Annotated in this window: 14 protein-coding genes and 5 rRNA genes; 18 read left to right on the forward strand and 1 reads right to left on the reverse strand. The window is 69.4% G+C overall.

Going from position 1 to position 25,643, the window contains the following annotated elements; genetic code table 11:
* The first annotated feature begins 320 nt into the window (after positions 1-320).
* The 18 genes from LG379_RS08880 to LG379_RS08965 all read left to right on the forward strand — a co-directional run bounded on the left by LG379_RS08880 (position 321) and on the right by LG379_RS08965 (position 24,558).
* Positions 321-3,427: ribosomal RNA gene (locus LG379_RS08880) — 23S ribosomal RNA — on the forward strand.
* Positions 3,428-3,502: 75 nt separating this feature from the next.
* A 5S ribosomal RNA gene (gene rrf, locus LG379_RS08885) occupies positions 3,503-3,619 on the forward strand.
* A gap of 570 nt (positions 3,620-4,189) precedes the next feature.
* Positions 4,190-5,711 (forward strand): 16S ribosomal RNA (locus LG379_RS08890).
* A 348-nt stretch (positions 5,712-6,059) separates the two neighbouring features.
* Positions 6,060-9,166, forward strand: a 23S ribosomal RNA gene (locus LG379_RS08895).
* 75 nt (positions 9,167-9,241) lie between these two features.
* Positions 9,242-9,358 (forward strand): 5S ribosomal RNA (rrf, locus tag LG379_RS08900).
* Together the 16S, 23S and 5S rRNA genes form the textbook arrangement of a ribosomal RNA operon.
* A gap of 1,037 nt (positions 9,359-10,395) precedes the next feature.
* Positions 10,396-11,289: a hypothetical protein gene (locus LG379_RS08905; protein WP_225754204.1), complete on the forward strand. Its 894-nt coding sequence runs from the start codon at positions 10,396-10,398 to the stop codon at positions 11,287-11,289.
* Positions 11,289-12,293 (forward strand): HAD-IIA family hydrolase, encoded by a 1,005-nt coding sequence (locus LG379_RS08910; RefSeq protein ID WP_225754918.1) that lies wholly within the window; start codon positions 11,289-11,291, stop codon positions 12,291-12,293. Before LG379_RS08905 ends, LG379_RS08910 begins: the two co-directional genes overlap by 1 nt.
* Positions 12,294-12,467: 174 nt before the next feature.
* Positions 12,468-12,626, forward strand: a complete 159-nt coding sequence (locus LG379_RS08915) for a hypothetical protein (protein ID WP_225754205.1) — start codon at positions 12,468-12,470, stop codon at positions 12,624-12,626.
* Entirely contained in the window at positions 12,623-13,549 is a 927-nt protein-coding gene (locus LG379_RS08920) for a TlyA family RNA methyltransferase (protein WP_304522429.1), read from the forward strand. Before LG379_RS08915 ends, LG379_RS08920 begins: the two co-directional genes overlap by 4 nt.
* Positions 13,546-14,463 carry an NAD kinase gene (locus tag LG379_RS08925; RefSeq protein ID WP_225754206.1) on the forward strand — a complete coding sequence of 306 codons (918 nt, stop codon included), beginning with the start codon at positions 13,546-13,548 and terminating at the stop codon, positions 14,461-14,463. Before LG379_RS08920 ends, LG379_RS08925 begins: the two co-directional genes overlap by 4 nt.
* Positions 14,460-16,181: a DNA repair protein RecN gene (gene recN / locus LG379_RS08930; protein ID WP_225754207.1), complete on the forward strand. Its 1,722-nt coding sequence runs from the start codon at positions 14,460-14,462 to the stop codon at positions 16,179-16,181. Before LG379_RS08925 ends, recN begins: the two co-directional genes overlap by 4 nt.
* Positions 16,182-16,187: 6 nt before the next feature.
* Positions 16,188-17,381, forward strand: a complete 1,194-nt coding sequence (gene steA / locus LG379_RS08935; RefSeq protein WP_225754208.1) for a putative cytokinetic ring protein SteA — start codon at positions 16,188-16,190, stop codon at positions 17,379-17,381.
* A gap of 40 nt (positions 17,382-17,421) precedes the next feature.
* Entirely contained in the window at positions 17,422-18,558 is a 1,137-nt protein-coding gene (locus LG379_RS08940; protein WP_225754209.1) for a copper transporter, read from the forward strand.
* 5 nt (positions 18,559-18,563) lie between these two features.
* Entirely contained in the window at positions 18,564-19,409 is an 846-nt protein-coding gene (locus LG379_RS08945) for a hypothetical protein (RefSeq protein ID WP_225754210.1), read from the forward strand.
* Positions 19,394-21,061 carry a murein biosynthesis integral membrane protein MurJ gene (gene murJ / locus LG379_RS08950; RefSeq protein WP_225754211.1) on the forward strand — a complete coding sequence of 556 codons (1,668 nt, stop codon included), beginning with the start codon at positions 19,394-19,396 and terminating at the stop codon, positions 21,059-21,061. Before LG379_RS08945 ends, murJ begins: the two co-directional genes overlap by 16 nt.
* The gene (locus tag LG379_RS08955) at positions 21,054-22,232 is read left to right on the forward strand and encodes a glycosyltransferase family 4 protein (protein ID WP_225754212.1); all 1,179 of its coding nucleotides are present in this window, start codon (positions 21,054-21,056) and stop codon (positions 22,230-22,232) included. Before murJ ends, LG379_RS08955 begins: the two co-directional genes overlap by 8 nt.
* A gap of 11 nt (positions 22,233-22,243) precedes the next feature.
* On the forward strand, positions 22,244-23,908 hold the full coding sequence (locus LG379_RS08960) for a CTP synthase (RefSeq protein WP_225754213.1): 1,665 nt from the start codon (positions 22,244-22,246) through the stop codon (positions 23,906-23,908).
* Positions 23,905-24,558 (forward strand): NUDIX hydrolase, encoded by a 654-nt coding sequence (locus tag LG379_RS08965; protein WP_225754214.1) that lies wholly within the window; start codon positions 23,905-23,907, stop codon positions 24,556-24,558. The genes LG379_RS08960 and LG379_RS08965 overlap by 4 nt, the downstream gene beginning before the upstream one ends.
* Here the strand turns inward: LG379_RS08965 and LG379_RS08970 are convergent.
* On the reverse strand, positions 24,476-25,591 hold the full coding sequence (locus LG379_RS08970; RefSeq protein ID WP_225754215.1) for a heme A synthase: 1,116 nt from the start codon (positions 25,589-25,591) through the stop codon (positions 24,476-24,478). The two genes, LG379_RS08965 and LG379_RS08970, sit on opposite strands and share 83 nt — an antisense overlap.
* Between the last annotated feature and the right edge of the window lie 52 nt (positions 25,592-25,643).

Below are 25,643 nucleotides of genomic sequence, written 5' to 3' on the forward strand. Positions count from 1 at the left end.
CAGGGCCCTCTACTCGGGCGTACGTCTCGAGGAGGGTTGCTCACGGGTGGAACATCGACCAGTTGCGTTCTGCGGTGGCATCCCAGTACCTCCTCTTGGGGAGTGGAACCGGATGCTCGTCGTGGGGCGTTAGGCACGCTGTTGGGTCCTGAGGGATCGGGCGCAAGCTCGACCTCGGGCCGGCCGGTGGCCGGTGCGTCGGACTGTGGCTGTTCGGATGAACCGCCCGCGTGTGCGGGTAGGCGCTGGACGAAAGCAGGACCGCCCGTAGCTTGAGAACTGCACAGTGGACGCGAGCATCTTTTTTTGTATGTCTTTGTGGTCAAGTTTTTAAGTGCATACGGTGGATGCCTTGGCACTAGGAGCCGAAGAAGGACGTTGTAGCCTGCGATAAGCCTCGGGGAGTTGGCAAACGAACCGTGATCCGAGGATGTCCGAATGGGGAAACCCGGCTGGAGTCATGTCCAGTCGCCCGCGCCTGAATATATAGGGCGTGTGGAGGGAACGTGGGGAAGTGAAACATCTCAGTACCCACAGGAAGAGATATTCCGTGAGTAGTGGCGAGCGAAAGCGGAGAAGGCCAAACCGATGGCGTGTGATAGCCGGCAGGCGTTGCGTGGTCGGGGTTGTGGGACCTTTCAGGAAGTTCTGCCGAGCTTCCAGGGAGTCAGAAAGTCGCGTCATAGTCGAAGGGCATTGAAAGGCCCGGCACAGAGGGTGCTACCCCCGTAGACGAAATGGCGCGGCCTCCCGAGAGGGATCCCAAGTAGCACGGGGCCCGAGAAATCCCGTGTGAATCTGGAGAGACCACTCTCTAAGCCTAAATACTCCCTAGTGACCGATAGCGGACAAGTACCGTGAGGGAAAGGTGAAAAGTACCCCGGGAGGGGAGTGAAATAGTACCTGAAACCGTGTGCATACAATCCGTCGGAGCCTCCCTAGCAGGGGTGACGGCGTGCCTTTTGAAGAATGAGCCTGCGAGTTAGTGGTACGTGGCGAGGTTAACCCGTGTGGGGAAGCCGTAGCGAAAGCGAGTCCGAATAGGGCGTCTCAGTCGCGTGCTCTAGACCCGAAGCGAAGTGATCTAGCCATGGGCAGGTTGAAGCGCGGGTAAGACCGCGTGGAGGACCGAACCCACCTGGGTTGAAAACCGGGGGGATGACCTGTGGTTAGGGGTGAAAGGCCAATCAAACTTCGTGATAGCTGGTTCTCCCCGAAATGCATTTAGGTGCAGCGTCACGTGTTTCTTACCGGAGGTAGAGCTACTGGATGGCCGATGGGCCCCACAAGGTTACTGACGTCAGCCAAACTCCGAATGCCGGTAAGTGAGAGCGTGGCAGTGAGACTGCGGGGGATAAGCTCCGTAGTCGAGAGGGAAACAGCCCAGACCACCAGCTAAGGCCCCTAAGCGTGTGCTAAGTGGGAAAGGATGTGGAGTTGCACAGACAACCAGGAGGTTGGCTTAGAAGCAGCCACCCTTGAAAGAGTGCGTAATAGCTCACTGGTCAAGTGATTCCGCGCCGACAATGTAGCGGGGCTCAAGTACACCGCCGAAGCTGTGGCATTCACACAACAGCCAGGTCCTCGGATCCAGGCGTGTGGATGGGTAGGGGAGCGTCGTGTGGCGAGTGAAGTCGCGGGGTGACCCAGCGGTGGACGCCACACGAGTGAGAATGCAGGCATGAGTAGCGAAAGACGGGTGAGAAACCCGTCCGCCGAATGACCAAGGGTTCCAGGGCCAGGCTAATCCGCCCTGGGTAAGTCGGGACCTAAGGCGAGGCCGACAGGCGTAGTCGATGGACAACGGGTTGATATTCCCGTACCGGCGAAGAACCGCCCATACCGAGCCAGGTGATGCTCAGTGCCCAAAGCCGGCTAGATCCCTTCGGGGACGTGCCGGTGGCGCGCACGAACCAATCCGGTAGTAGGTAAGCGTATTAACAGGGGTGACGCAGGAAGGTAGCCCAGCGTGGCGATGGTAGACCACGTCCAAGGTTGTAGGGCGAGATGTAGGCAAATCCGCATCTCACATGGCCTGAGAACTGATGGTGACCGCTTACGCGGGATGATTGGGTGATCCTATGCTGCCAAGAAAAGCCTCGACGCGAGGTTCTAGCCGCCCGTACCCTAAACCGACTCAGGTGGTCAGGTAGAGAATACCAAGGCGATCGAGAGAATCGTGGTTAAGGAACTCGGCAAAATGCCCCCGTAACTTCGGGAGAAGGGGGGCCTGAGGCGTGAACCCACTTGCTGGGGAAGCGTTCGAAGGCCGCAGAGACCAGGGAGAAGCGACTGTTTACTAAAAACACAGGTCCGTGCGAAGTCGCAAGACGATGTATACGGACTGACGCCTGCCCGGTGCTGGAAGGTTAAGAGGACGGGTCAGCCCTTCGGGGCGAAGCTCAGAATTTAAGCCCCAGTAAACGGCGGTGGTAACTATAACCATCCTAAGGTAGCGAAATTCCTTGTCGGGTAAGTTCCGACCTGCACGAATGGCGTAACGACTTCTCCGCTGTCTCAACCGCGAACTCGGCGAAATTGCACTACGAGTAAAGATGCTCGTTACGCGCAGCAGGACGGAAAGACCCCGGGACCTTTACTATAGCTTGGTATTGGTGTTCGGTACGGCTTGTGTAGGATAGGTGGGAGACTGTGAAGCCGGCACGCCAGTGTCGGTGGAGTCAACGTTGAAATACCACTCTGGTCGTTCTGGATGTCTAACCTCGGTCCGTGATCCGGATCAGGGACAGTGCCTGGTGGGTAGTTTAACTGGGGCGGTTGCCTCCTAAAATGTAACGGAGGCGCTCAAAGGTTCCCTCAGCCTGGTTGGCAATCAGGTGGCGAGTGCAAGTGCACAAGGGAGCTTGACTGTGAGACTGACAGGTCAAGCAGGGACGAAAGTCGGAACTAGTGATCCGGCGGTGGCTTGTGGAAGCGCCGTCGCTCAACGGATAAAAGGTACCCCGGGGATAACAGGCTGATCTTGCCCAAGAGTCCATATCGACGGCATGGTTTGGCACCTCGATGTCGGCTCGTCGCATCCTGGGGCTGGAGTAGGTCCCAAGGGTTGGGCTGTTCGCCCATTAAAGCGGTACGCGAGCTGGGTTTAGAACGTCGTGAGACAGTTCGGTCCCTATCCGCTGCGCGCGCAGGAAACTTGAGAAGGGCTGTCCCTAGTACGAGAGGACCGGGACGGACGAACCTCTGGTGTGCCAGTTGTTCCGCCAGGAGCACGGCTGGTTGGCTACGTTCGGAAGGGATAACCGCTGAAAGCATCTAAGCGGGAAGCCTGCTTCAAGATGAGGTTTCCACGGGGCTTGCCCCGAGAGGCTCCCAGCTAGACCACTGGGTGAATAGGCCGGATGTGGAAGAGAGGACTAAAGACTCTCGTAGCTGACCGGTACTAATAAGCCGACAACTTGACACACACATACATGTTGCACGCGTCCACTGTGCGGTTCCCGAGAGACGGTCGGGAACCCGACTGACAACTCGATAGAGTTACGGCGGTCATAGCGAAGGGGAAACGCCCGGTCCCATTCCGAACCCGGAAGCTAAGCCCTTCAGCGCCGATGGTACTGCACGGGAGACTGTGTGGGAGAGTAGGTCGCCGCCGAACACCCTTTCCGTGAAGGGGCCGCCCCTGTGTGGGGTGGCCCCTTCACGATGTCCGCCGGCTGTGCGTCGGGTCGCCCTCGAGGTGGCCCTGGCCGGCGTGACCCAGACCACCGCGGCGCAGGTTGCCTGCGGCGGTGCGGGTCGCGTAACGTTGTGCACCGCCCCGCAGGGGAGGAACGAACAGCTCGGCTGGTCGGTCCCTCGTGAGGGCGACACCCACACCACTGTCCGCGACGTCGTCGTGCGCGCTGGTGTGAGCGGGACCAGGACGTTTGACCGGCCTGGGACGGACCGCTAAAGTAGAGAAGTTGCCTCCTGATGGGTCGGAAGATCTGGATGGATGCGCGTCGGATCCTTGAGAACTCAACAGCGTGCCAAAAGTCGATGCCATGTGTCGTCGTGTTGTGGTTGGTTCACCTTCGGTGGGCTGGTCGTGGTGCGGTGACGTGGTTGAGACGAATGCAAGTCAGTTGATGTCATGCATTTGATCGAGGCCAGATGATCACGGTCCTTCGGGGCCGCTTCGTGTGTCAGCTCGCTCCTGCTCTTGGGTGGGGGTGGCTTATAGACATGTACGGAGAGTTTGATCCTGGCTCAGGACGAACGCTGGCGGCGTGCTTAACACATGCAAGTCGAACGGTGATCTCGGTGCTTGCACCGGGTGATCAGTGGCGAACGGGTGAGTAACACGTGAGCAACCTGCCCCTGACTCTGGGATAACCCCGAGAAATCGGAGCTAATACCGGATACGAGACGCACAGGCATCTGTAGCGTCTGGAAAGAATTTTGGTCAGGGATGGGCTCGCGGCCTATCAGCTTGTTGGTGGGGTAATGGCCCACCAAGGCGACGACGGGTAGCCGGCCTGAGAGGGCGACCGGCCACACTGGGACTGAGACACGGCCCAGACTCCTACGGGAGGCAGCAGTGGGGAATATTGCACAATGGGCGCAAGCCTGATGCAGCGACGCCGCGTGGGGGATGAAGGCCTTCGGGTTGTAAACCCCTTTCAGCAGGGAAGAAGCGAAAGTGACGGTACCTGCAGAAGAAGCGCCGGCTAACTACGTGCCAGCAGCCGCGGTAATACGTAGGGCGCAAGCGTTGTCCGGAATTATTGGGCGTAAAGAGCTCGTAGGCGGTTTGTCGCGTCTGCTGTGAAAACCCGAGGCTCAACCTCGGGCCTGCAGTGGGTACGGGCAGACTAGAGTGCGGTAGGGGAGACTGGAATTCCTGGTGTAGCGGTGGAATGCGCAGATATCAGGAGGAACACCGATGGCGAAGGCAGGTCTCTGGGCCGCAACTGACGCTGAGGAGCGAAAGCATGGGGAGCGAACAGGATTAGATACCCTGGTAGTCCATGCCGTAAACGTTGGGCACTAGGTGTGGGGCTCATTCCACGAGTTCCGTGCCGCAGCAAACGCATTAAGTGCCCCGCCTGGGGAGTACGGCCGCAAGGCTAAAACTCAAAGGAATTGACGGGGGCCCGCACAAGCGGCGGAGCATGCGGATTAATTCGATGCAACGCGAAGAACCTTACCAAGGCTTGACATATACCGAAAACTCATGGAGACATGGGGTCCGCAAGGGCGGTATACAGGTGGTGCATGGTTGTCGTCAGCTCGTGTCGTGAGATGTTGGGTTAAGTCCCGCAACGAGCGCAACCCTCGTCCTATGTTGCCAGCACGTCATGGTGGGGACTCATAGGAGACTGCCGGGGTCAACTCGGAGGAAGGTGGGGATGACGTCAAATCATCATGCCCCTTATGTCTTGGGCTTCACGCATGCTACAATGGCCGGTACAAAGGGCTGCGATACCGCGAGGTGGAGCGAATCCCAAAAAGCCGGTCTCAGTTCGGATTGGGGTCTGCAACTCGACCCCATGAAGTCGGAGTCGCTAGTAATCGCAGATCAGCAACGCTGCGGTGAATACGTTCCCGGGCCTTGTACACACCGCCCGTCAAGTCACGAAAGTCGGTAACACCCGAAGCCGGTGGCCCAACCCTTGTGGAGGGAGCCGTCGAAGGTGGGACCAGCGATTGGGACTAAGTCGTAACAAGGTAGCCGTACCGGAAGGTGCGGCTGGATCACCTCCTTTCTAAGGAGCTTCTGGCGCTTCGGCGTCCAGGGCCCTCTACTCGGGCGTACGTCTCGAGGAGGGTTGCTCACGGGTGGAACATCGACCAGTTGCGTTCTGCGGTGGCATCCCAGTACCTCCTCTTGGGGAGTGGAACCGGATGCTCGTCGTGGGGCGTTAGGCACGCTGTTGGGTCCTGAGGGATCGGGCGCAAGCTCGACCTCGGGCCGGCCGGTGGCCGGTGCGTCGGACTGTGGCTGTTCGGATGAACCGCCCGCGTTGTGCGGGTAGGCGCTGGACGAAAGCAGGACCGCCCGTAGCTTGAGAACTGCACAGTGGACGCGAGCATCTTTTTTTGTATGTCTTTGTGGTCAAGTTTTTAAGTGCATACGGTGGATGCCTTGGCACTAGGAGCCGAAGAAGGACGTTGTAGCCTGCGATAAGCCTCGGGGAGTTGGCAAACGAACCGTGATCCGAGGATGTCCGAATGGGGAAACCCGGCTGGAGTCATGTCCAGTCACCCGCGCCTGAATATATAGGGCGTGTGGAGGGAACGTGGGGAAGTGAAACATCTCAGTACCCACAGGAAGAGATATTCCGTGAGTAGTGGCGAGCGAAAGCGGAGAAGGCCAAACCGATGGCGTGTGATAGCCGGCAGGCGTTGCGTGGTCGGGGTTGTGGGACCTTTCAGGAAGTTCTGCCGAGCTTCCAGGGAGTCAGAAAGTCGCGTCATAGTCGAAGGGCATTGAAAGGCCCGGCACAGAGGGTGCTACCCCCGTAGACGAAATGGCGCGGCCTCCCGAGAGGGATCCCAAGTAGCACGGGGCCCGAGAAATCCCGTGTGAATCTGGAGAGACCACTCTCTAAGCCTAAATACTCCCTAGTGACCGATAGCGGACAAGTACCGTGAGGGAAAGGTGAAAAGTACCCCGGGAGGGGAGTGAAATAGTACCTGAAACCGTGTGCATACAATCCGTCGGAGCCTCCCTAGCAGGGGTGACGGCGTGCCTTTTGAAGAATGAGCCTGCGAGTTAGTGGTACGTGGCGAGGTTAACCCGTGTGGGGAAGCCGTAGCGAAAGCGAGTCCGAATAGGGCGTCTCAGTCGCGTGCTCTAGACCCGAAGCGAAGTGATCTAGCCATGGGCAGGTTGAAGCGCGGGTAAGACCGCGTGGAGGACCGAACCCACCTGGGTTGAAAACCGGGGGGATGACCTGTGGTTAGGGGTGAAAGGCCAATCAAACTTCGTGATAGCTGGTTCTCCCCGAAATGCATTTAGGTGCAGCGTCACGTGTTTCTTACCGGAGGTAGAGCTACTGGATGGCCGATGGGCCCCACAAGGTTACTGACGTCAGCCAAACTCCGAATGCCGGTAAGTGAGAGCGTGGCAGTGAGACTGCGGGGGATAAGCTCCGTAGTCGAGAGGGAAACAGCCCAGACCACCAGCTAAGGCCCCTAAGCGTGTGCTAAGTGGGAAAGGATGTGGAGTTGCACAGACAACCAGGAGGTTGGCTTAGAAGCAGCCACCCTTGAAAGAGTGCGTAATAGCTCACTGGTCAAGTGATTCCGCGCCGACAATGTAGCGGGGCTCAAGTACACCGCCGAAGCTGTGGCATTCACACAACAGCCAGGTCCTCGGATCCAGGCGTGTGGATGGGTAGGGGAGCGTCGTGTGGCGAGTGAAGTCGCGGGGTGACCCAGCGGTGGACGCCACACGAGTGAGAATGCAGGCATGAGTAGCGAAAGACGGGTGAGAAACCCGTCCGCCGAATGACCAAGGGTTCCAGGGCCAGGCTAATCCGCCCTGGGTAAGTCGGGACCTAAGGCGAGGCCGACAGGCGTAGTCGATGGACAACGGGTTGATATTCCCGTACCGGCGAAGAACCGCCCATACCGAGCCCGGTGATGCTCAGTGCCCAAAGCCGGCTAGATCCCTTCGGGGACGTGCCGGTGGCGCGCACGAACCAATCCGGTAGTAGGTAAGCGTATTAACAGGGGTGACGCAGGAAGGTAGCCCAGCGTGGCGATGGTAGACCACGTCCAAGGTTGTAGGGCGAGATGTAGGCAAATCCGCATCTCACATGGCCTGAGAACTGATGGTGACCGCTTACGCGGGATGATTGGGTGATCCTATGCTGCCAAGAAAAGCCTCGACGCGAGGTTCTAGCCGCCCGTACCCTAAACCGACTCAGGTGGTCAGGTAGAGAATACCAAGGCGATCGAGAGAATCGTGGTTAAGGAACTCGGCAAAATGCCCCCGTAACTTCGGGAGAAGGGGGGCCTGAGGCGTGAACCCACTTGCTGGGGAAGCGTTCGAAGGCCGCAGAGACCAGGGAGAAGCGACTGTTTACTAAAAACACAGGTCCGTGCGAAGTCGCAAGACGATGTATACGGACTGACGCCTGCCCGGTGCTGGAAGGTTAAGAGGACGGGTCAGCCCTTCGGGGCGAAGCTCAGAATTTAAGCCCCAGTAAACGGCGGTGGTAACTATAACCATCCTAAGGTAGCGAAATTCCTTGTCGGGTAAGTTCCGACCTGCACGAATGGCGTAACGACTTCTCCGCTGTCTCAACCGCGAACTCGGCGAAATTGCACTACGAGTAAAGATGCTCGTTACGCGCAGCAGGACGGAAAGACCCCGGGACCTTTACTATAGCTTGGTATTGGTGTTCGGTACGGCTTGTGTAGGATAGGTGGGAGACTGTGAAGCCGGCACGCCAGTGTCGGTGGAGTCAACGTTGAAATACCACTCTGGTCGTTCTGGATGTCTAACCTCGGTCCGTGATCCGGATCAGGGACAGTGCCTGGTGGGTAGTTTAACTGGGGCGGTTGCCTCCTAAAATGTAACGGAGGCGCTCAAAGGTTCCCTCAGCCTGGTTGGCAATCAGGTGGCGAGTGCAAGTGCACAAGGGAGCTTGACTGTGAGACTGACAGGTCAAGCAGGGACGAAAGTCGGAACTAGTGATCCGGCGGTGGCTTGTGGAAGCGCCGTCGCTCAACGGATAAAAGGTACCCCGGGGATAACAGGCTGATCTTGCCCAAGAGTCCATATCGACGGCATGGTTTGGCACCTCGATGTCGGCTCGTCGCATCCTGGGGCTGGAGTAGGTCCCAAGGGTTGGGCTGTTCGCCCATTAAAGCGGTACGCGAGCTGGGTTTAGAACGTCGTGAGACAGTTCGGTCCCTATCCGCTGCGCGCGCAGGAAACTTGAGAAGGGCTGTCCCTAGTACGAGAGGACCGGGACGGACGAACCTCTGGTGTGCCAGTTGTTCCGCCAGGAGCACGGCTGGTTGGCTACGTTCGGAAGGGATAACCGCTGAAAGCATCTAAGCGGGAAGCCTGCTTCAAGATGAGGTTTCCACGGGGCTTGCCCCGAGAGGCTCCCAGCTAGACCACTGGGTGAATAGGCCGGATGTGGAAGAGAGGACTAAAGACTCTCGTAGCTGACCGGTACTAATAAGCCGACAACTTGACACACACATACATGTTGCACGCGTCCACTGTGCGGTTCCCGAGAGACGGTCGGGAACCCGACTGACAACTCGATAGAGTTACGGCGGTCATAGCGAAGGGGAAACGCCCGGTCCCATTCCGAACCCGGAAGCTAAGCCCTTCAGCGCCGATGGTACTGCACGGGAGACTGTGTGGGAGAGTAGGTCGCCGCCGAACACCCTTTCGAGAAAGAGGGCCACCAGTCGGTGGCCCTCTTTCTTGTTTTCCGCCCGGCTCGTGCCCACAGTGGCACCCGAGCCGGCGAGGTAGGTCCTTGATGTGAGCTGTGACCGTCGGCGATGAGGGAGTGGACCGTGAGCACGGACGACGAACGGAAGGACGCGGGTCTCGGCGAGCGTCGTCCGGATCGCGGCGGGCCGGAGCACCCGGGGCGTACGTCCACGCGTGGTGGACCGGCGACGGGAGGCCCGTCGTCCGCGGGCGGGCGTGGGTCCTCGCGTGAGAGGTCGTCCGCGCGCGGCTCCCAGCCGGCGGCGGGCCGCGGCGCTGGTGGATCCGTCGGGTCCGGCGGTGTGGTCGCCGGAGGCCGAGGTTCCGGCGCACCGGAGCGGTCGTCGGGTCGTGATGGCGCCGGGTCCGCCCGTGGAGCGTCGTCACGGGACGAACGTGGGTCGACCGGTCGTGGGTCCACCGGTCGTTCGACGACGCGGGACGCTGCCTGGCCCGCCGGACGCTCGTCGCGAGCTCCTGGGGGCGGGGGACCCAGCAGTGGTGCGCGCTCCGGCGCTGAGCGTGGTGGGCGTCCGACGTCGACGGACGGGCCGACCGCCGGGCGGGGCGCGGGCGGTGCCCAGGGACCTGGCGGCCTGGCGCGCCGTGGTGCCCCTGGTGAGCGATGGGAGCGTCCGGAGCGGAAGAACGATGCCCGCGACGGCGCCGGGCAGGGGGCTCGTCGGTCGGGTCCCTCGTCGCCGTCGGGGCAGCGTGGGCAGGGAGCGCCCGCTCGTGACCAGCGGGGCGGGCGACCCGCTCGGGTCGAGGGCCGGCAACGCAGCGATGCGGTCGACGGGGGTGCAGGCGCACCGGCGGGATCCTGGGCCGGTGGCCGGACGTCCGGTCAGGGCGGGAGCCGTTCGGGCCCGCGCGCCGGTGCATCGGGTGCGGGACGTCCGGACCGCGGGGGACGTCCGGACCGCGGGGGACGTCCGGACCCGGACCGGGGGGGACGTCCGGACCGCGCCGGAGGTCTCGGGATGTCGGGCTCGGGGGACCGTCGCGGGGGGTCGCGGGCTGCGGGTCCCGACGCTCGGGAGCCACGGCCGGACGCGGCGGAGGCGCCGCGTGCTGCCGCGCCGGAGCTCCCCGACGACGTGGTGGCCGCCGATCTGGACCGCACCGTGCGGTCGCGCCTGCGCACGCTGAGCAAGGACAACGCGGACGGCGTCGCACGTCACCTGGTGATGGCCGGACGACTCATCGACGAGGAGCCCGAGCTCGCCTACGAGCACGCCCAGGCGGCCGTCCGACGGGCCGGCCGCGTCGATGTGGTGCGCGAGGCGGCGGCGATCGCGGCGTACCGTACGGGACGCTTCGCGGAGGCGCTGCGCGAGCTCCGGACGGTGCGCCGGCTCAACGGCTCGGACGAGCACCTGCCGCTCATGGCCGACTGCGAGCGTGGGCTCGGCAGGCCCGAACGCGCGATCGCCCTGGCGTCGGACGACTCGGCGCGTGCGCTGCCGCCGGAGCTCCAGGTCGAGATGGCCATCGTCGTCTCCGGTGCGCGCCTGGACCTCGCGGAGCCGGACGCCGCGGTGGCCGTGCTGAGCAGCCCGCTGGTCCGCTCGGCCACAGGCGAGGCACGCCTGCGTGTCGCCCAGGCGCTCGTCGTCGCGCTGCAGGCGGCCGGGCGGGAGGCGGAGGCCGAGCGGCTGGACTCGACGCTGCCCCAGGAGCACGCGACGCCCGACGACGACGTCCTCGTCTACGACCTCGAGGACGACCAGGGCGTGGAGGACGACGTGCGCCTCGAGGACGACCAGGACGACCAGGACGAGGGCCAGGAGGCCCTCGCGAACGAGGAGCGGGACGAGGCACCGGGGTCGCCGGGTGCCGTCGACGCCCCGACCACGGAGGAGGGACCCGCGTGATGCTGCTCTCGACCGCAACGCCGCTGGCGGAGGCGTACGACCTGGCGCTCGTCGACCTCGACGGGGTCGCCTACCGCGGGCACGACTCCATCCCTCACGCGTCCGACAGCCTCGCCGAGGCGCGTACCCGAGGCATGCGCCTCGTCTTCGTCACGAACAACGCCTCGAGAGAGCCGGAGTCGGTCGCGGACCAGCTCACGGGTCTCGGCATCGCGGCGACGTCGGACGAGGTGATGACCGCCGCTCAAGCCGCCGCGGCGCTGCTCCTGCAGCACGTCGAGCGTGGTTCCCGCGTGCTCGTCGTCGGGGGCGCGGGCCTGCTGACGGCCGTCACGGCCGCGGGCTTCGAGGTCGTGTCGAGTGCGGACGAGGAGCCTGTCGCCGTCGTGCAGGGGTTCGCCCCCACCGTCGGCTGGCGCCAGCTCGCGGAGGCCGCGTACGCCATCGGGCGCGGCGCGCTCCACATGGCCAGCAACCTCGACCTCTCTTTGCCGACCGAGCGCGGGCTCGCGCCGGGGAACGGGTCGCTCGTGGGCGCGGTGCGCTCGGCGACGGGCATCACACCGATCAGCGCGGGCAAGCCGCAGCCGGACATGTACCGGCTCGTCGTGGAGCGCAGCGGGGCCCGCAGCCCGCTCGTCGTGGGGGACCGGCTGGACACGGACCTCGGCGGTGCGGTCGCGGCGGGTTACCCGGGCCTGCACGTCCTCACCGGTGTGAGCTCGGCCCGGGACGCGGTCCTCGCGCCGGCGACCGAGCGCCCCTCCTACCTCGCGGCGGATCTGCGCGGCCTGCTCGAGCCGCACGAGGCGCCGTCCGAGCGGGCCGGCTGGTGGACGCTCGGTGAGGCCGCGGCGCGGGTCGTCGACGGACGTCTGGAGCTGGACGACCGCTCCGCCGGCGTGGACGCCGCCCGAGTGGCGTGCTCCGCCGTGTGGCAGGCGGTCGACGCGGGCACGGACGTCGAGCCCACGAGCGTCCCCGAGCTGGCTGTCGGCGGCTGAGCGATCCGCGGCCGTCGCCGCTGTGGGTCACGGCGTGCGTGCCACCGCCGGACGGTAGCGTGGTGCGACGTCGGGGCCCGGCCGTCCGCGACGGCGGCGCGTCGCGTCTGGCTTCTGACGACCTGAACCGATCGAGGGCCCGGTGCCGGACAGGCTCGTGGCTGAGGAGGATGCGTGACGGATCTCCCCGGTGCCGAGACGGGTGATGCAGCGGTCGACGAGGCGCTGCGCAGCCTGGAGGGCCTGGAGCAGCGCGCCGTGCGCGAGCACGTGGTCGCGTTCGACGCGGTGCACCGGGCGCTCTCCGACCGTCTCGCCGAGGGACAGGCGTGACGGTGACGGCGGTGCGGCTCGACGCGGAGCTCGTCCGCCGTGGACTCGCACGGTCGCGGACGCGTGCCGCTGCACTCGTCCACGACGGCAGGGTGACCGTCGACGGCGCCGTGGCGCGCAAGTCCGCCCAGTCCGTGCCGGACGCCGCCGAGATCGTCGTGGTCGACCAGGACGACGACGTGTCGCGGGGCGCTCGGAAGCTGTCGGGTGCGCTCGCCGCCGTCGCCGCACTCGCGCCGCCCGGTCTGCCGGTGGGCGGTGCCCGATGCCTCGACGCCGGCGCGTCGACAGGTGGCTTCACGCAGGTGCTGCTGCGGGGCGGAGCCGCCCACGTCCTCGCCGTGGACGTCGGCCACGGCCAGCTGGACCCACTGGTCGCGAGCGACCCCCGGGTCACCGCGGTCGAGGGCGTCAACGTCCGCGACCTCGACCTCGCCGCGCTGAGGGCCTCCGTGGCGGGCGCCCCGTCCCACCTCGGCGACCCGGTCGACCTGGTCGTGGCAGACCTCTCGTTCATCTCGCTTCGGACGGTCGTGCCGGCGCTCGTGCGCGCAACGCGGCCGGGGGGCCGGCTGCTCGTGCTCGTCAAGCCGCAGTTCGAGGTCGGTCGCGAGCGTCTCGGGCGTGGCGGCGTCGTCGTCTCGCCCGAGCTGCGTGCCGAGGCGGTCACGGTGGTCGCCGACGCCCTGGAGGACGCGGGTGTCCGGGTCCTCGCCGTCGTCCCGAGCGGACTGGCAGGCGAGTCGGGGAACCGGGAGTACTTCCTGTGGGGCGAGCGCGCCGCGTCGCCCCTGCCCACGGTGACGCCCGGGCAGTCCGAGAACCGAGCTGCTCTCGTCCGCCGCGCCGTCGTCGGGGCGGAGCCCGTCGTGCTCGAGGCCCTTGACGGGCTGGCTGCGGACCGGGGCGGTGGTGGCACATGAACCGCTCCGTCCTCCTGGTCACGCACAGCGGTCGGGCCGAAGCGGTTCACGCGGCGGAGGAGGCCCGGCTCGCCCTGCAGGACGTCGGCATGACGATCATCGACGAGTCCGGCTCGGCCGGTGCGTCCGGCGTCGAGATGGTCGTGGTGCTGGGCGGTGACGGCACGATCCTGCGCGCGGCCGAGCTCACGCGCGGGACCGGCGTCCCGCTGCTGGGCGTCAACCTCGGCCACGTGGGGTTCCTCGCGGAGAGCGAGCGGGAGGACATCCACGAGGCCGCGCGCCGGATCGCGGCGCGCGAGTACGACGTGGAGGAGCGACGGACGGTCGACGTCAGGGTGCTGCGGCCGGACGGTGTCGTGACGACGGGGTGGGCGATCAACGAGGCCACGGTGGAGAAGGCCGACCGGGCCCGCATGGTGGAGGTCGTCGTCGAGGTGGACGGTCGACCGCTGTCCTCCTTCGGCTGCGACGGCGTCGTCATGGCGACCTCGACCGGGTCCACGGCCCATGCCTTCTCGGCCGGCGGGCCGGTCGTCTGGCCCGACGTCGACGCCACGCTGCTCGTGCCGGTCTCGGCCCACGCCCTCTTCGCGCGCCCGATCGTCGTCGGGCCGTCGTCGGTGCTCGCCGTGGAGATCCTCACGCGGTCGGGCAGCCCGGGCGTCCTCACCTGCGACGGACGGCGCAAGGAGGACCTGCCCGTCGGCACGCGTGTCGAGGTGCGCCGCGGCAGCGAGTCCGTACGGCTCGCGCGCATGAGCCACGCGCCGTTCACCGACCGGCTCGTGTCCCGGTTCGCGCTGCCCGTGACCGGCTGGCGAGGGCGCGGGCCCAACGGGACGGCGGCGCGCGACGGCGGCGGCACCCGTGGCACCGGCGTGGCGGGCGCGACCCCGGAGGACGGCCGGTGATCGAGGAGATCCGGATCGAGGACCTCGGCGTCATCGGGCGGGCCCACGTCCCGCTCGCCCCGGGCCTGACGGCCATCACGGGCGAGACCGGGGCGGGCAAGACGATGGTGCTGACCGGGCTGGCGCTGCTGCTGGGACGCCGCGCGGACGCCGCGACCGTCCGGGTCGGTGCCCGCCAGGCCACTGCCGAGGGGTGCTTCGTCCTCGACCCGGCGTCCCCCGTGCTGGCCCGTGCGCGGGAGGCGGGCGCGGCGGTGGACGACGACGGCACGCTCGTCGCCGTCCGCACCGTGGCCGCGCAGGGACGTTCCCGCGCCTTCCTCGGGGGCCGCAGCGTGCCGCAGGCCGTCCTGGCGGAGGTCGCGGAGGAGCTCGTCACCGTCCACGGGCAGGCGGACCAGATCCGGCTCCGGTCTCCCCGCCGGCAGCGGGAGGCGATCGACGCGTTCGCCGGAGCCGACCACCTCGGCCGTCTCGCGGAGTACCGGCGGCGCTGGGCCGAGCGGCAGGAGCTGCAGGCGGACCTCGACGACCTCGTCGAGCACGCGCAGGAGAGGGACCGCGAGGCGGAGCTGCTGCGGATCGGCCTGGCCGAGATCGAGCGCGTCGACCCGCAGCCCGACGAGGACGTCGCGCTCGCGGCCGAGTCCGAGCGGCTCGGGCACGCCGAGGACCTGCGCATGGCGGCGTCGACGGCGTACCTGGCGCTGGCGGGCGACGACGGCGGACCTCCGGGCGCCGGCGCCGTCCTGGACGTCGACCGAGCACGTCGGCTGCTCGAGCAGGCGGCCGTCCACGACGAGGAGCTCGGCAGGCTCGCCACCCGGGTGGCGGAGGTGGGGTACCTCCTCGACGAGGTGGCGAGCGACCTGGCGGGCTACGTGGACGGCCTGCAGGCCGACCCCTCGCGGCTCGAGGCGGTGCAGCAGCGACGCTCGGAGCTGACGACGCTGGCCCGTGCGCACGGCGGCACGGTCGCGGCCGCGCTGGACTGGGCGCGGGAGTCCGGCCTGCGGCTCCTGGAGCTGGACGGGTCCGGGGACCGGACCGCATCGGTCCGGGCGCGGCTCGCCGAGGCGGACGACGCGCTGAGCCTCCTGGCGGGGGAGATCACGGCGGCCCGTGCCGAGGCCGCCCGCAGCCTGGCTGAAGCGGTCACCGCCGAGCTGGAAGGCCTGGCGATGTCCGGGAGCTCGCTGGAGGTCCGGCTGACGTCCGTCGACCCTGCCGGCCCGTGGGGCGCGGAGGAGGTCGAGATGCACCTCGTGCCGCACGCCGGGGCCCCGGGGCGGCCGCTCGGGCAGGGCGCGTCGGGCGGTGAGCTGTCCCGCGTCATGCTCGCGATCGAGGTCGCGCTGGCCACTGCGGAGGACTCCGGTGCGGTGCGGCCCCCGACCTTCGTCTTCGACGAGGTCGACGCGGGGGTCGGTGGTCGGGCCGCGGTCGAGGTCGGCCGTCGCCTCGCCGAGCTCTCGCGCCAGGCCCAGGTCGTCGTCGTCACGCACCTCGCCCAGGTCGCCGCGTTCGCGGACCGGCAGCTCGTCGTCACGAAGAGCAGCGGTGCCGACGGCGACGTCGTCACCGTGTCCGACGTGCGTGAGGTGACCGGTGACGACCGCGTCGCCGAGCTCGCTCGCATGCTCTCGGGACAGGAGGACTCGACGGCCGCGCTCGAGCATGCCGCTGAGCTCCTCGAGCGGTCCACCGTGGGACGATGACGCCCGATGAGTCCACTGAAGCGACGCCGGCAGGACGTGCCGGCCACTGAACCAGGCCTGCACGGAGTCGTCCGCGTCGACTCGCGGACCAAGAACCTCACCAAGCGTCTACGCCCCGGCGACGTCGCGGTGATCGACCACCTCGACATCGACCGCGTCTCGGCCGAGGCCCTCGTGGCGTGCCGGCCCGTCGCGGTGCTCAACGCCGCGCGCAGCACCTCCGGCCGGTACCCCAACCTCGGGCCGGAGATCCTCGTCGACGCCGGCGTCACGCTCGTCGACGACCTGGGACCGGACGTGCTCGGGCTCGTCGAGGGTCGGCGGGTCCGGGTCGTCGACGGCGCCGTCTACGACGGGGAGCGGCTGGTCGCGGAGGGCTCGGTCCAGGACCCCGCCACGATCGCGGCAGCGATGGAGGAGGCTCGTGCGGGCCTCGCCGTCCAGCTCGAGGCCTTCGCCGCCAACACCATGGACTACCTCCGGCGCGAGCGGGAGCTGCTGCTGGATGGCGTGGGCGTGCCGGACGTCCGCACGCGGATCGACGGCCGCCAGGTGCTCATCGTGGTGCGGGGGTACCACTACAAGGAGGACCTGGTCGTCCTGCGGCCCTACATCAAGGAGTACCGGCCCGTCCTCATCGGCGTGGACGGCGGAGCGGACGCGATCATCGAGGCCGGCTGGGTGCCGGACATGATCGTCGGCGACATGGACTCCGTGTCCGACCGCGCGCTCACCTGTGGTGCCGAGATCGTGGTCCACGCCTACCGGGACGGCCGAGCCCCGGGTGTCGAGCGGGTGGAGAAGCTCGGCGTCGACCCCGTCGTCTTCCCCGCGACCGGAACGAGCGAGGACGTGGCGATGCTCCTCGCCGACGACAAGGGCGCGGAGCTCATCGTCGCGGTCGGGACCCACGCGACCCTCGTGGAGTTCCTGGACAAGGGGCGCTCCGGCATGGCCAGCACCTTCCTCACGCGCCTGCGCGTCGGGGGCAAGCTCATCGACGCCAAGGGCGTCTCCCGGCTCTACCGCCACCGCATCTCCACGTGGCAGCTCGTGCTCCTGCTCTTCGCCGGCCTCTTCGCCCTCGGCGTCGCGCTCGCCTCCACCGTGGCGGGCCAGACCCTCTTCGGGCTCGTCGGCGCACGCCTGGACGACCTGTGGTCCGGGCTCAACACCCTGTTCGGCGGTGGGCCGTCGTGACGTCCGCCCTCTGCTCCGCCCCCGACCGAGGACTGACCCCGTGATCGACTTCCGCTACCACCTCGTCTCCCTCATCTCCGTGTTCCTCGCCCTCGCGGTGGGGATCGCGCTGGGCGCCGGGCCGCTCGAGGAGTCGATCGGCAACACCCTCACCGGCCAGGTCGACCAGCTCCGGGAGGAGCGTGCCGACCTGCGCGAGCAGCTCGAGCAGGCCGAGGCCGACCTGACGCGCAGCCAGGCCGCTCTGGACGACGTCTCCGGGGACCTCCTCGCCGAGGTCATGGGCCAGCGCCGGGTCGCGCTGGTCCAGGTGGCCGACGTCGAGCCCGAGGTCCGCGACGCGGTGATCGCCCGGCTCGAGCAGGCAGGCGCGACCGTGTCCGCCACCGTGCAGGTGACCGACGCCTGGACGGACCCGGCGGAGCTGGCGTTCCGCCAGTCGCTGGCCGGGCGGCTCGTCGAGTACCTCGACCCCCGGCCGGCCGACGACGCCGGCACCGGGACCGAGCTGGCCGAGGCCCTCGCGCAGGGCCTCACCGCCGCCCGGCCGGAGGACCCTGACGCGGTGGCCGAGTCCGCGGCCGTCGTCCTGGAGCTGCTGCGCGAGGGCGGTCTCATCGAGGTCGCGGCGGACGTGACCGCCCCGGCCGACGCCGTCGTCGTCCTGGCCGGTCCCGCGGTGAGCGCGGTCCAGGCCGAGCAGGAGCAGGAGCAGGCCGACCAGGAGACGGTGGAGCCGGAGGTCCTGCAGCAGGAGGACGAGCTGCGCGAGAGCCGCCTGGGTGCGGCCCAGCAGATCAGCACAGCGGTCCAGCTCCGCTCCGCGGGCGCCGTGGTGGCCGGTGGGGACCTCGTCGAGCCGAGCCTCGTGCAGCGCCTCCGTGCCGACGACGCGACGGTGGGCCTCGTCAGCACGGTCGAGTCCGTCCAGCGGGTCTCCGGCCAGGTCGCGGTGCCCCTGGCGCTCGCCGCCCGCATCAGCGGCGTCGTCGGGCACTACGGGACCAGTGAGAGCGCGACCGATCTGATGCCGCCGCGCGTCGTGCTGCCCCCGGTCGTGCGCGTGCCGCAGGCGCCCGCCGAGGAGGGCGCTGCGCCGGACGGCGGGGTCGAGGAGCCACCCACGGAGGGCGCGTCGACGGGCGACGGCGGGTCGACCGGCGACGGCGAAGGGTGAGCGGCGTGCGGGCGGGCGGCGGGTCCGTCCGCGTGGTCGCGGCGGCGCTGTCCGCGGCGGCGGTGACGTGGGGCGTGCGCCGTGCCGCGGACCGGCTCGTCGACCCGGAGGACGCGCGCTGGGCCCGGGTCAACCACCGGGGCGCGCGGCTGAGCCTGCTCGAGGGGCCGGCGGTGGCGGCCGGGCTCGTGGCCGCCGCGGTCGTCGGCGCACCGGACCGCCGGACCGCGGCCGCCTGCGGGCTGGCCGCCGCGGGAGCCGCGGCCTTCGGTCTCGTCGACGACCTCACCGAGGACACGTCCCGGTCGCGCAAGGGTCTGCGCGGGCACCTCGGAGCGCTGGTCCACGGAGAGCTCACGACGGGTGGCCTCAAGGTCGTCGGCATCGGCGCCACCTCCCTCGTCGCGGCGGCGGTGCTGCCGGACCGGGACGACCTCGGACCGGTCGCCCGGGCGGTGGACGTCGCGGTGTCGGGTGCCCTGGTCGCCGCCACCGCGAACCTCCTCAACCTGCTGGACCTGCGGCCCGGTCGTGCCCTCAAGGCCGGTGCCCTCGCAGGGGCACCGCTCCTGGGCGGTGCGGCCGCTCCCGTGGCCGGCGCCGTCCTGGGCTCGGCCGCCGCGGCGCTCCCGCGTGACCTCGGCGAGACCGACATGCTCGGGGACGGCGGCGCCAACGCGCTCGGCGCCCTCCTCGGCGTCGGCGCCGTCGTGGGGAACGGTCGCGCGGGGCGCCTGGCCCTGCTGACGGCCGCCGTGGGCCTCACGCTGGCCAGCGAGCGGGTCAGCTTCACGGAGGTCATCGCCCGCACCCCGGTGCTGCGGGAGATCGACGCGTGGGGCCGACGCTGAGCCGCCGTGCGCTCGCGCCGCGCGCGCTGACCGGCGGCATCGCCGGGGCGGCCGCGATGATCGCCGTCGTCACCGTGGTGAGCCGCGTGGCGGGGTTCGGCCGCACCGTGGTCCAGTCCGGTGAGGTCGGGGCCACCGCGCTCGGGGACGCCTACAACACCGCCAACCTCCTGCCCAACGTGCTGTTCGAGGTGGCCGCCGGCGGCGCCCTCGCGGGTGCCGTCGTCCCGCTGCTGGCCGCACCGCTCGCGCGGTCGATGAAGGGCGAGGTCGACCGCATCGCGTCGGCCCTCCTCGGCTGGTGCCTCGTCGTGCTCGTGCCGCTCGCGGTCCTCCTCGCGCTCCTCGCGGACCCCCTGGCCGAGCTCCTCCTGCGGGACGCGCCGCGGGCGCAGGTCGACGTCGCCGCAGCGCTGCTGCGCGTCTTCGCGCCGCAGGTGCCGCTCTACGGCGTCGGGGTGGTGCTCACCGGCGTCCTGCAGGCGCAGCGCCGGTTCCTCGGTCCGGCGCTCGCGCCGCTGCTGAGCAGCCTCGTCGTCATCGCGGTGTACCTCGCCTTCGGCCGCCTGGTGCCCGACCCGACCGACCTGGGCGCTGTGCCGCCGGCCGGGATCAGCCTCCTCGGCTGGGGGACGACCGCAGGCGTGGCGGCGCTGAGCCTGCCCCTGCTCGTCCCGGTCCGCCGGACCGGCGTGCGGCTGCGGCCGACCCTCCGCTTCCCTCCCGGCGTCGCCCGGCGCGCGCGCTCCCTCGCGGCGGCCGGCCTCGGTGCGCTGCTCGCCCAGCAGGTGAGCGTCGTGGCGACGATCGTCCTCGCGAACCAGTTCGGCGCGCGGGACGCCGTCGGCGGCGCCGGCACGCTGTCCGTGGTGCTGTACTCCCAGGCGGTGTACGTCCTGCCGTACGCGGTGCTCGCCGTCCCGGTCGCGACCGCGGTGTTCCCGCGGCTGGCAGAGCGTGCGTCGCAGGGTGACACGGTCGGGTACGCACGGCTGGTGGCGGGGACCACCCGCGTGCTGCTGGTCGTCGCCGTCCTCGGGGCGACGATGCTCGTCGCCGCCGCACCCGCCGTCGAGCGCTTCTTCGCGGTCTACGGGACCGGCACGTTCACGGGGATGGCAGCGGGCCTGTCGTGGACGGCCCCCGGCCTCGTCGGCTTCACCCTGGTGTTCCACCTGTCGCGCGCCCTGTACGCGCTGGAGCGGGGCCGAGCCGCCGTGGTCGCCGCCGCGTCCGGGTGGCTCACCGTGGCGGTCACGGCCGTCGTCCTGGTGCCGCTCCTCACCGGCGGCACCCGTGACCAGACGGGCACGCTCGTCGGGCTCGGCGCGGCCAACACCGTCGGCATGGTCGTGGCCGGGGCGGCCCTCGCCGTCGCGGTCTCCCGGGCTGCGGGCGGCGCCGCGATGCACCGGGTCGGGCGCACGGCGGTGGTCGTCGCCGCCGCCGGTGCGCTGGCTGTGACGGCCGGCAGGGGGGCGCTCGGTCTCCTCGGCACGCTGGACGACGTCGGCGTCGTCGGCGCCATGGGCGCCGGCGTGCTGGCGGGGGGTGTCGCCGCTGCGGTCGTCCTCGTCGCGGTGGGCGCGCTGGACCGTTCGTCGTTGCGTGCCGTGCTGCGCCGCGGTGCGGCAGGATCGACCGATGCGTGATCGTGGCGGACCGGTGAGGGTCCTGCAGCTGCTGGGTTCCAGCGCGGGGGGCGTGGCGCGTCACGTGGCGCAGGTCGCCTCCGGGGGAGCGGACCGCGGGTGGCGGGTCCTCGTGGCGGGACCCGCGTCGCTCGGGGACAGGCTCGTCCCCGCGGGGTCGTCGGCCACGTTCGCACCGGTGGAGATCACGGACCGGCCGGGACGCGGCGACGCGACGTCGGTCCGGCGGATCGCAGCCCTGTCCCGGCGGGCCGACGTCGTGCACGCGCACGGGTTGCGGGCCGGCGCGCTCGCCGTCCTCGCCGTCCGCGGGTCCCGTCACGGGGCGCGGCGACGCCCGGCCGTCGTCGTGACGCTGCACAACCTGCCCGTCGGGGGCCGCGGCATCCGGGCCGTGGCGGCCGTCCTCGAGCAGGTGGTGTGTCGTGGCGCCGACGTCGTCCTCGGGGTGTCGGGGGACCTCGTCGCCCGCTCCCGGCACGCGGGGGCCCGGCGCGCGGAGCGGGCGCTCGTACCGGCGCCGCCGCAGCCGGTGGCGCGCCCGGCCGCCGTGACGCGCGCCGCTCTCGGTGTGCCCGACGACGCCGCGCTGCTGGTCACCGTGGCGCGGCTCGCCCCGCAGAAGGGTCTCGACCTCCTCGCGGACGCAGCCGCAGCGCTCACGGACGCGGGGGTGCTGTGGCTCGTCGCGGGCGACGGGCCGCTGCAGGACGAGCTCGAGCGCCGTGTCGCGGCGGACCGGCTGCCGGTACGGGTGCTCGGGAGACGGGACGACGTGGCGGACCTCATGGCAGCCGCCGACGTCGTCGTGAGCACCGCGCGCTGGGAGGGCCAGCCCCTGAACGTGCAGGAGGCCCTCGCGCTGGGAGCGGCGGTCGTCGCGACCGACGTCGGCGGCACACGCGAGGTGACCGAGGACGCGGCCGTGCTCGTCGCACCGGATGCCGGCGCGCTGGCCGACGCGGTCCGCCACCTCCTCGCGGACCCGGCGGCACGCTCGGACCTCTCCCGGCGCGCCCGGGAGCGGGCGGCGCAGCTGCCCGACCTCGCCGGGACCCTGGACCAGCTCGCGCGGGTCTACGGGGCCGCTCTCGGTGCCGTCGGCGACCGGTACGGGTCGGACGACGACGGCGTCGCGTCGGCGCGCCCGGGTGACGGACCCGTCGGGTAGAGTCGAAGCCCGTGGCAGCCGCGCATCGACTCTCCGGCCGGTCGGACCAGACGACCCGGCACATCTTCGTCACCGGAGGCGTCGCCTCCTCGCTGGGGAAGGGTCTGACGGCGTCGAGCCTGGGGCGCCTCCTCCGCTCCCGGGGCCTGCGGGTCACCATGCAGAAGCTCGACCCCTACCTCAACGTGGACCCGGGCACGATGAACCCGTTCCAGCACGGCGAGGTGTTCGTCACGCACGACGGCGCCGAGACCGACCTGGACATCGGGCACTACGAGCGCTTCCTGGACGTCGACCTCACGGCGCAGGCGAACGTCACGACGGGGCAGATCTACTCGACGGTCATCGCCAAGGAGCGGCGCGGCGAGTACCTCGGTGACACCGTCCAGGTCATCCCGCACATCACCGACGAGATCAAGGCGCGGATGCGCGCCCAGGCCGGCCCCGAGGTCGACGTCATCATCACGGAGATCGGCGGCACGGTGGGCGACATCGAGTCGCTGCCGTTCCTCGAGGCCGCCCGGCAGGTGCGCCACGACCTGGGCCGCGACAACGTCTTCTTCCTGCACGTCTCGCTGGTGCCCTACATCGGCCCGAGCGGCGAGCTCAAGACCAAGCCGACGCAGCACTCCGTGGCGGCGCTGCGGTCCATCGGCATCCAGCCCGACGCCCTCGTGCTGCGCGCGGACCGCGACCTGCCCGAGTCGACGAAGCGCAAGATCGCGCTCATGTGCGACGTCGACAACGAGGCCGTCGTCACCGCTGCGGACGCGCGGAGCATCTACGACATCCCGCGCGTGCTGCACTCCGAGGGCCTGGACGCCTACGTCGTGCGCCGCCTGGACCTGCCGTTCCGGGACGTCGACTGGGAGGGGTGGGACCAGGTGATGCACGCCGTGCACCACCCGGCCCACGAGGTCGAGGTCGCGCTCGTCGGCAAGTACATCGACCTGCCGGACGCCTACCTGTCCGTGTCGGAGGCGCTGCGCGCGGGAGGCTTCGCGAACGACGCCCGGGTGCGCATCCGCTGGGTCGCGTCCGACGACTGCGACACCCCCGACGGCGCCCAGCGCGCGCTCGGGGGCGTGGACGCCGTGCTGGTCCCCGGCGGGTTCGGCGTCCGGGGGGTCGAGGGGAAGATCGGCGCGCTGACCTGGGCTCGCACGAACCGCGTCCCGACCCTGGGCATCTGCCTCGGCCTCCAGGTGATGGTCATGGAGTACGCCCGCACGGTCCTGGGCCTCGCCGGCGCGTCGTCGTCGGAGTTCGACGCCGCGACGCCGCACCCGGTGGTCGCCACGATGGCGGAGCAGAAGGCGATCGTCGAGGGCGACGGGGACCTCGGCGGCACCATGCGCCTGGGTGCCTACGACGCGACGCTGACGCCCGGGTCCGTCGTCGCGCAGGCGTACGGCAGCGAGCGGGTCACCGAGCGGCACCGCCACCGCTACGAGGTCAACAACGCCTACCGCGGCGACCTGGAGGAGGCCGGCCTGGTGGTGTCGGGCGTCTCCCCGGAGCTGGGCCTCGTGGAGTTCGTCGAGCTGCCCCGCGACGTGCACCCCTACTACGTGGCGACGCAGGCGCACCCGGAGTTCCGGTCGCGGCCGACGCGGGCGCACCCGCTCTTCGCGGGGCTCGTCTCGGCGGCGCTCGAGCAGCGTCCCGCGCGGTGACGCACCCCGGGACCCCGGACGGCGTCGCGCGCGACGTCGCGCCTCCCGCGGACGTCGCCGCCCCGCGGGACGTGGTCGCCTCCGAGCTCCTGCACGGCGGGATGATCTGGGACGTCGTCCGGGACACGGTTCACCTCGGTGACGCGGGGACGGTGCGGCGCGAGTACGTGCGCCACCCGGGCGCGGTCTCCGTGATCGCGCTCGACGAGCAGGACCGCGTCCTGCTGCTGCGCCAGTACCGGCACCCGGTCCGTCAGGAGCTGTGGGAGCCGCCCGCCGGGTTGCTCGACGTCCCCGGCGAGCCGCTCCAGCGCGCCGCAGCACGGGAGCTGGCCGAGGAGGCCGACCTCGTCGCAGCGCGGTGGTGGACGCTCGTGGACTACCGCAGCAGCCCCGGCGGGAGCGACGAGGCGCTGCGGGTCTTCCTCGCTCGCGACCTCACGCCCGTCCCGGAGGAGGACCGTCACAGCAGGGAGGCGGAGGAGCACGGGATGCCGACGCTGTGGATGCCGCTCGACGACGCGGTCACCGCCGTCCTGGGCGGGCACCTGCACAACCCGTCCACGGTCATCGGCGTGCTCGCGGCGGCCGCGGCGCGGGCCCGCGGGTGGGCGGACCTGCGTCCGGCGGACGCCCCCGTCCTGCCCTGACGCCCCGGCGGCCCGACGGTCGCGCCTCCGCTCGGGGGAGGCGGTCAGGCAGGGTGGGGACGGGCGCGGCAGGGGCTGCCGGGGCGGACCGGACGACGACGTCGCGCTGCCGGAGGCTGAGGTACTGGTTCGTCTGCACGGCCACGAGCAGGCCGGCGCCGAGCATGTGCGCCCCGACGAGGACCTCGGGGAGGCCGGTGAAGTACTGCACGTACCCGACGAGCCCCTGGGCGAGCGTGACGACGAGGAGTCGCCGTGCGACCGTGCGGACACGGCCGGCGGTGACGCGACGCGTCAGGGCGACGAGGGCCACGACGCCGACCACGTACGCCCACACCGAGAGGGCGTGGACGCGGGAGACCGTCGCCGGGTCCAGCGCGAGGCGGTAGGGGGTGTCCGCGTCACCGGAGTGCGGACCGGCCCCGGTGGTGATGACGCCGAGCACGACGACGACGGCGCCCAGCGGCACGAGCAGGCGGCTCACGGTGCGCGTGCGCGCCTCCACGAGCTGTCGCGGGGGACCGTCGCCTTCCGCGTGCCGCACGAGCAGGGCACGGGACGCGGCGACCAGCAGCATCGACAGCACGAAGTGGAGCCCGACCCATCCTGGGTGCAGGTCCAGCAGGACGGTGAGGCCTCCCACGACCGCCTGCACGACGGTGCCGAGCAGGGGGACCGCGCCGAGCAGGCGGAACCCGCGGCTGCGTTCGCGCTGCCGGACGACCGTCCACGCCGTGAGGACCGCGAGGACGGCGAGGACGCCCGTGAGGGTGCGGTTGCCGAACTCGATGTACGGGTGCCACGACGTGGCCTCGTGGAGCTGCGGCGCGAACCGGCCCGGCTCGCACTGCGGCCAGGTGGAGCAGCCGAGGCCGGACCCGGTGAGCCGCACGGCGCCGCCGGTGACGACGATCCCGATCTGCGCGACGAGGTTGGCCCACAGGACCCGGCGCGCCCAGCGGTGGGACGGCACGAGGCGGCGCGCGGGGGCGGGCGTGAGGGCCGGCCCGGCGGCGGGGGGAGACGAGCTCACGTCACCACGGTATCGGGCCTACGGCGGTCGTCGGGCGCGCTCCTCAGCGCCT

Origin of the sequence: Actinotalea sp. Marseille-Q4924 (assembly GCF_916618755.1) — a bacterium.
Taxonomy (GTDB): Bacteria; Actinomycetota; Actinomycetes; order Actinomycetales; family Cellulomonadaceae; genus Actinotalea.